General features: G+C 74.5%; 6 protein-coding genes. 5 read left to right on the forward strand and 1 reads right to left on the reverse strand.

What is annotated here, in order from left to right:
* The 4 genes from DAT37_RS12615 to DAT37_RS12630 all read left to right on the forward strand — a co-directional run.
* The coding region (locus DAT37_RS12615; RefSeq protein WP_109524949.1) for a GntR family transcriptional regulator at positions 1–568 on the forward strand (568 nt) is incomplete at its 5' end.
* A gap of 127 nt (positions 569–695) precedes the next feature.
* Positions 696–1,697: a TolB-like translocation protein gene (locus DAT37_RS12620; protein ID WP_109524950.1), complete on the forward strand. Its 1,002-nt coding sequence runs from the start codon at positions 696–698 to the stop codon at positions 1,695–1,697.
* A gap of 5 nt (positions 1,698–1,702) precedes the next feature.
* Positions 1,703–2,785, forward strand: a complete 1,083-nt coding sequence (locus tag DAT37_RS12625; RefSeq protein ID WP_109524951.1) for a hypothetical protein — start codon at positions 1,703–1,705, stop codon at positions 2,783–2,785.
* Between the two features lie 28 nt (positions 2,786–2,813).
* On the forward strand, positions 2,814–3,572 hold the full coding sequence (locus DAT37_RS12630) for a CGNR zinc finger domain-containing protein (protein WP_198654228.1): 759 nt from the start codon (positions 2,814–2,816) through the stop codon (positions 3,570–3,572).
* Positions 3,573–3,609: 37 nt separating this feature from the next.
* Here the strand turns inward: DAT37_RS12630 and DAT37_RS12635 are convergent, their stop codons facing one another.
* Positions 3,610–4,755, reverse strand: coding sequence for an MFS transporter (locus DAT37_RS12635; RefSeq protein WP_198654229.1), 1,146 nt, complete (start codon positions 4,753–4,755; stop codon positions 3,610–3,612).
* A 104-nt stretch (positions 4,756–4,859) separates the two neighbouring features.
* On the opposite strand from DAT37_RS12635, the gene DAT37_RS12640 reads away from it, so the two are divergent.
* Positions 4,860–5,489 carry an alpha-ketoglutarate-dependent dioxygenase AlkB gene (locus DAT37_RS12640; RefSeq protein ID WP_109524953.1) on the forward strand — a complete coding sequence of 210 codons (630 nt, stop codon included), beginning with the start codon at positions 4,860–4,862 and terminating at the stop codon, positions 5,487–5,489.
* Positions 5,490–5,633: the final 144 nt, after the last annotated feature.

Raw genomic sequence — 5,633 nt, forward strand, 5'->3', positions numbered from 1 at the left:
GCCCGGCCAGCGCCTGTCCGAGGAGTCCATCTCGGAGGCCCTCGGGGTGTCACGCAACACGCTGCGCGAGGCGTTCCGCCTGCTCGGCCACGAGCGGCTCCTCCACCACCGGCTGAACCGGGGGGTGTTCGTGCGGATGCTGTCGGCCGAGGACGTCGCGGACCTCTACCGGGTGCGCCGCGTCCTGGAGGGCGCGGCGGTGCGCCGCGTCCCCACGGCGCGGGCGCTGGAGCTGATCAAGGAGGCGGTCGCCGACGCCGAGCGGGCCGCCGGTCAGGACGACTGGCAGGGCGTCGGCACCGCCAACATCCGCTTCCACCAGGCGCTCGTGACCCTCAACCAGAGCCCCCGGCTGGACGAGGCGATGCGGCAGCTCCTCGCCGAGCTGCGGCTCGTCTTCCACGTCATGCGGAACCCGCGCGACTTCCACGAGCCGTTCGTCGAGCGCAACCGCCATCTCCTGGAGCTTCTCGAGGCGGGCCGCGCCGACGAGGCGGCGGCCTACCTCGACGCCTATCTCGACGAGGCCGAGGACCTGCTGATCCGCGCCTACGAGCCGCACAGCTAGCGGCCGTCGGAGATCCCGAGTTCGTCCGGGACCGTACGTCCCGAACCGCGGCCAGGCCGTGGCCGAGCTGTGATCAACCCGCCCTCCCGGGCGCCTGTCTAACGGGGTGAGCGAAAGGATCACAGCCATGAGGCACTCCTCGGCATCCGCCCCAATCCTGCTCGCGGCGGTCCTAGGCGGGCTGGGGACCGTCCCCGCCGCCCACGCGAGCACCGGCCCGCCCGCCGCCCGCGCGGCGTGGATCAAGTCGTGCACCGACAGGAAGACCGACACCGCCCGCCCCTGCGGGCACTGGCGGCTGGTCATGCGGGACGGCCGCACGCTCGCCGTCCGCGACGCCGCCGTCACCCGGGTAGGCGGTAACGGCGAGCGGACGCAGGAGGAGGGCAGGTTGGCCGTCAGCGGCGACGGCCGCGTCATCGCCTACGAGCGGGCCGGGGACCACCGCATCGTGGTCCGGAGGGCCGCCGGGGGTCCCGTCACGGTGCTGCCGGAGTCGCTGGTGCCGAAGGACGCGGGCACCGAGGGCATCGCCTTCCAGCTCTCGCCGTCCGGCGACCGGGTGATGGTCGACCGCCTCGACGACGCGGCCCTGATGCCGACCAAGGTCGTCACGGTCGCCACCGGCCGGACCGTCCAGTTCCCCGGCCGGGACGAGTATCCGTCGTTCAGCGCGGACGGCGACGAGATCCTGGCCCGCCGGCACCACCGGGACAACACGACCTCGATGGTCGCGCACCGGCTCGGCGGCGGCTCGACCAGGCGGACTCCGCCCCAGGTCGTCGCCAACGCCGCCAACGAGGCACTGGCGGCCGACGGCAGGACCGTCGCGGTATTCGTCGCGGGGAACGCCGACCGTGGCAAGGCGCCCAGGCTGCGGATCTACGACCTGGAGACCGGGGAGCTGTCCGCCGGGGTGGACCTGGCGCTGAACCCGGACGCCGAGCCGTCCCACATGAGCTGGACGGCCGGCGGCGCCCTCACGGCCACGTTCGTGCCACGCGACGAGCACAGCAGGTCGGCGGTGGTACGGGTGCTCACCGTCGACGTCGGCTCGGGCGCGGTCACACGGACCGACGCCTACTCCGCGAGCAGGACCGCGTACGCCTACCACGTCGCAGGGGAGTGACGGACATGAGGATCACCATCGCCGCGGGCACCGCGGCCATCACGGCGGCGCTGGCCGTCCTGCAGGCGTCCCCGGCTCCCGCGGCCTCGGGCGCGGCCTTCCCGGCTCCGGCGCACGCGCAAGGGCGGCACGCCGGACAGGGACAGCACGTCGGCCACGGCCAGGGGCGCGGCCAGGATCCGGGGGACGGCCACGCGCACGGTCGCGACAGCGTCCGGTACGTGTCCGTCAAAGGCTGCCCGAGGAAGGACGGCGGGCAGCGGCCGTGCGGAGACTGGCGGCTCCTCATGCACAGCGGCGAGATCCGGCGCCTGCCGGACGCCCAGACCGTCGCCCTCGACGCCAAGGGCAGACCCGCCCCCGACGCGACCGCGCCCATCGTGGTCAGCGGGAACGGCCGGAAGCTGGCCTACTTCACCAGGTCGGGCCGGCTCGCCGTCCGGACCCTCGGTGGCGGGGTCGAGCCGCTGGCCGGGAACGCGCTGCCCCGGGTGGCGCAGTACGACGTGACGCTCCAGCTCTCCGATGACGGCGCTCGGCTGGCCGCCGTCATCGGAGGGGATCGGCCGGCGCCCACGCGGATCTTCGACACCGCCACCGGCGCCCGGATCGGCACGGTGCCGGCCGGTGAGACGTTGCTCGGGTTCAGCGGCGACGGCGGCGAGGTGCTCACCGGGATCGACGCCGACGAGGCGGTGTCCGACCTGGCCGCCTACAGCGACACCGGCGAGCGGCTGGCACGCGCCACGCCGCCGCAGATCGTCTCGGCGAACGGCCCGCAGGCCCTGTCCGGCGACGGCCGCACCGTGGCCGCCCTCGTCCGGGCGGGCAGGCCGCGGCTCGTCCGCTACGACCTGGCCACCGACCAGGTCGTCGGCCGTACCCGGGTCGCGCTCCCCAAGGGCGACCTGCACATGATCGACTGGACCGGCCCGGCCGAGGTGACGCTGCACCTGCTGGACTACCGCGACGACCGGCCCGACAGGATGACGATCGTGCGGATCGACATCGACACCGGGAAGGTCACGGTCAGGGACCGCTACACGCTCCTGAAGGACACGTTCGTCTTCGCCGCTTGCGGCGGGTGACCGCCTCCTCGCGACATACGCTGCGTGTGTGGAGGTTCACTCGACCAAGGCGATGGCGGCCCGGGCCGTCGACCTGTGCGTGGCGTTGCTGTACGAGGAGGCGTGCACCGAGACGGTGGCCCGCGTGCTGCGCGACCACGGCGAAACGGGCACACCCCCCTCCGGCGGGGAGGGCGGGCCCGCCGCCGGTGGGGCGGGGATGCCGTTCCACGGCAGCATGGGCAGGGCATCCCCAGGCGGCGGGCCCGCCACCGGTGCTGACGACGCCGGTGGCCGGCCCGCCGCCGGTGGCGAGGGGGGCGCCGGTGGCGGGCCGCCGCCTGGCGAGGCCGGTGGGCCGTACCTCGACGAGGGGGACGTCGCGGCGATGCGGGAGGCGGCGGCACGCCTGGTCGAGGTCTTCGCGGCACCCGGCCCAGACGCCGCCGCCGCGGTGCTCAACCGGCTCCTCGCCGAGACCGGGCGGGGGCCCCGGCTCACCGACCACGGGGGCACGACGGCGTGGCACCTGCACGTGGACAGCCATGACGACGCGCCGTGGGCGGAGTGGTTCCTGGCGTCGTCGGCCATGGCCCTGGCCGTCCTGCTGGCCGACCACCAGCGGGTCCCGGGCGGGCTGTGCGCCTCGGCCGGGTGCCGCCGGCCGTACCTGGACCTCGGGGGAGGCAGCCCGCGCCGCTACTGCAGCACCCGCTGCGCCACCCGCGAACGCGTGGCCGCCCACAGGTCGCGCGCGCTGACGCGCGGTTGCCAGGACCCGCTGCCCGCGCCGGAACGCAGGCCGTAGCGGCTCTGAGGACCGCGACAGCAGGCCGTAGCGACCCTCAGGGCCGCGACAGCAGCCCGTACGCGACACCGGCCAGCGCCTGGAGCGCCGCCCCGGCCAGCAGGGCGACGCCCACGTCGTACGCGGCCAGCGGCCCGGCCAGGGCGGAGCCCACGGCGTACGAGGTGATCTTGAGACTGGCGCCGGTGGTGAAGATCTGGCCGCGCAGGTGGGGAGGGGCCTCGCGGTGCCGTACCGCGAGCAGCGCCGTGAGCTGCGGCCCCTCGGCCACGCCCGCCAGGACGGCGGCGAGTACGGCGAGACCGGGCAGGCCGGTGGCATACGCGGCCGCGGCGACCAGCATGGCCGCCCCCAGCACCAGAGTGGAGCCAACCAGGAGGGCGTCCGGGCTGGTCGTCCAGCCCCGGAGGCGGGTCAGAGCCGCGTTGGCGGCGAGCGCGCTGCCGGCTGTCACCGCGAGGAGCAGCGCTCCGTGCGATGCCTCACCCGTCAGGGCCGAGCCGAGCATCGGCGCGCCGACGACCAGCATGGCCACCCCGGAGAACGAGACCATGGAGGTGGCGGTCGCCCGCCTGAGGGGTGCGTTCCGGGCTATCGCCCCGAACCCGGCCGCGAGGTCCCGCCACAGGGCAGCCCTCCCGGCTCGTACGGAGGCGGTCGGGCGGGAGCGGGAAGGCAGCGTCCAGGCCACGGGCACGGCCGCGACCAGCAGGGCGACGGACACCGCCATCGCCGCCTGCCCGCTCGCCGCCGCGGCCACCAGGCCCACGGCCGCCGGACCGGCCAGGCCCGCCACGTTGTAGCTGATCGCGTCCAGGGCGTTGGCCCGCTCAAGCCGTTCCGGAGGTACGACGAGCGGCAGCTGGGCGGTCCAGCCGCCGGTGAGCGCCGGACCCAGCAGCCCGGCCACCGCCGCGACGGCGACCAGCGCGGCGTCGGGCACCCGTCCCAGGCCGAGCAGGACGGCCAGCAGGCCCGCGGTGTAGCCGAGCAGGCACCGTCCGACTATCCTGCCCGGCCGCTCGGCGCGGTCGAGCAGGGCCCCGAGTAACGGCCCGCCGACGGCCGCCGAGGCGGTCAGCCCGGCCATCAGCCACGACGCCACCACGGGGGAGCCGGTCATCGCCAGGCCCATGAGGAGGAGCGCGGGGCCGGACATCTCGTTGCCCGTGCGTGCGGCCACGGCTCCGACCATGTAACGGGATACCACTAGTGAGACGTTAGCGCATGTCAGTCGCCTAGGGTTCAGTCGAATGGGTGTTTGAAGGGTCACATACACTCGGCATTATGAGGCCAGTTTTCCAGGCGTCTCTGCTCGGTCTTGACGAGGATATGGGCGTGGGCCCGCTCGGGGGCGCGGTCCGCAGGACGATCCTCGACCACGGGGCGTGGATCGACGTCGTGCCGGGGTGGATGGCGGGGGCCGACGCGCTGTTCGACCGGCTGGTGGACGTCGTGCCGTGGCGGGAGGAGCGGCGGTGGATGTACGACAAGGTCGTCGACGTGCCGCGGCTGCAGAAGTTCTACGACGAGGAGGAGCCGCTGCCCGACCCGGTGCTCGACGACGCCATGCGGGCGCTCAACTCCCACTACCACGACGAGCTGGGTGAGCCGTTCCGCACGGTGGGCCTGTGCTTCTACCGCGACGGCCGCGACAGCGTCGCCTGGCACGGCGACACCATCGGCAGGGGCGGCACCGAGGACACCATGGTCGCGATCCTCTCGGTCGGCACCCCGCGCTCCCTGCTGCTGCGCCCGCGAGGCGGCGGCCACTCCATCCGCCACGACCTGGGCCACGGCGATCTGCTGGTGATGGGCGGCAGCTGCCAGCGCACGTGGGAGCACGCCATCCCCAAGTCCACCCGACCGACGGGGCCGCGCGTCAGCATCCAGTTCCGCCCACGCGGCGTCCGCTGAGCACCCAGCGGTAGGCCGACCGCCGCGGCCCTGTCTCCGGCGCCGCAGGGGCGGTTAAGGAAGCTGCGGGGTGAGAGGTGCTGGAGGAGGTTCAGGGGTGCTGGAGGAGGGTGAGCCGCGCGACCCTGCCCTGTTCACCGGCCG

The sequence above is a fragment of the Nocardia aurea genome (genome assembly GCF_003123685.1).
GTDB classification, from domain to species: Bacteria; Actinomycetota; Actinomycetes; order Mycobacteriales; family Mycobacteriaceae; genus Nocardia; species Nocardia aurea.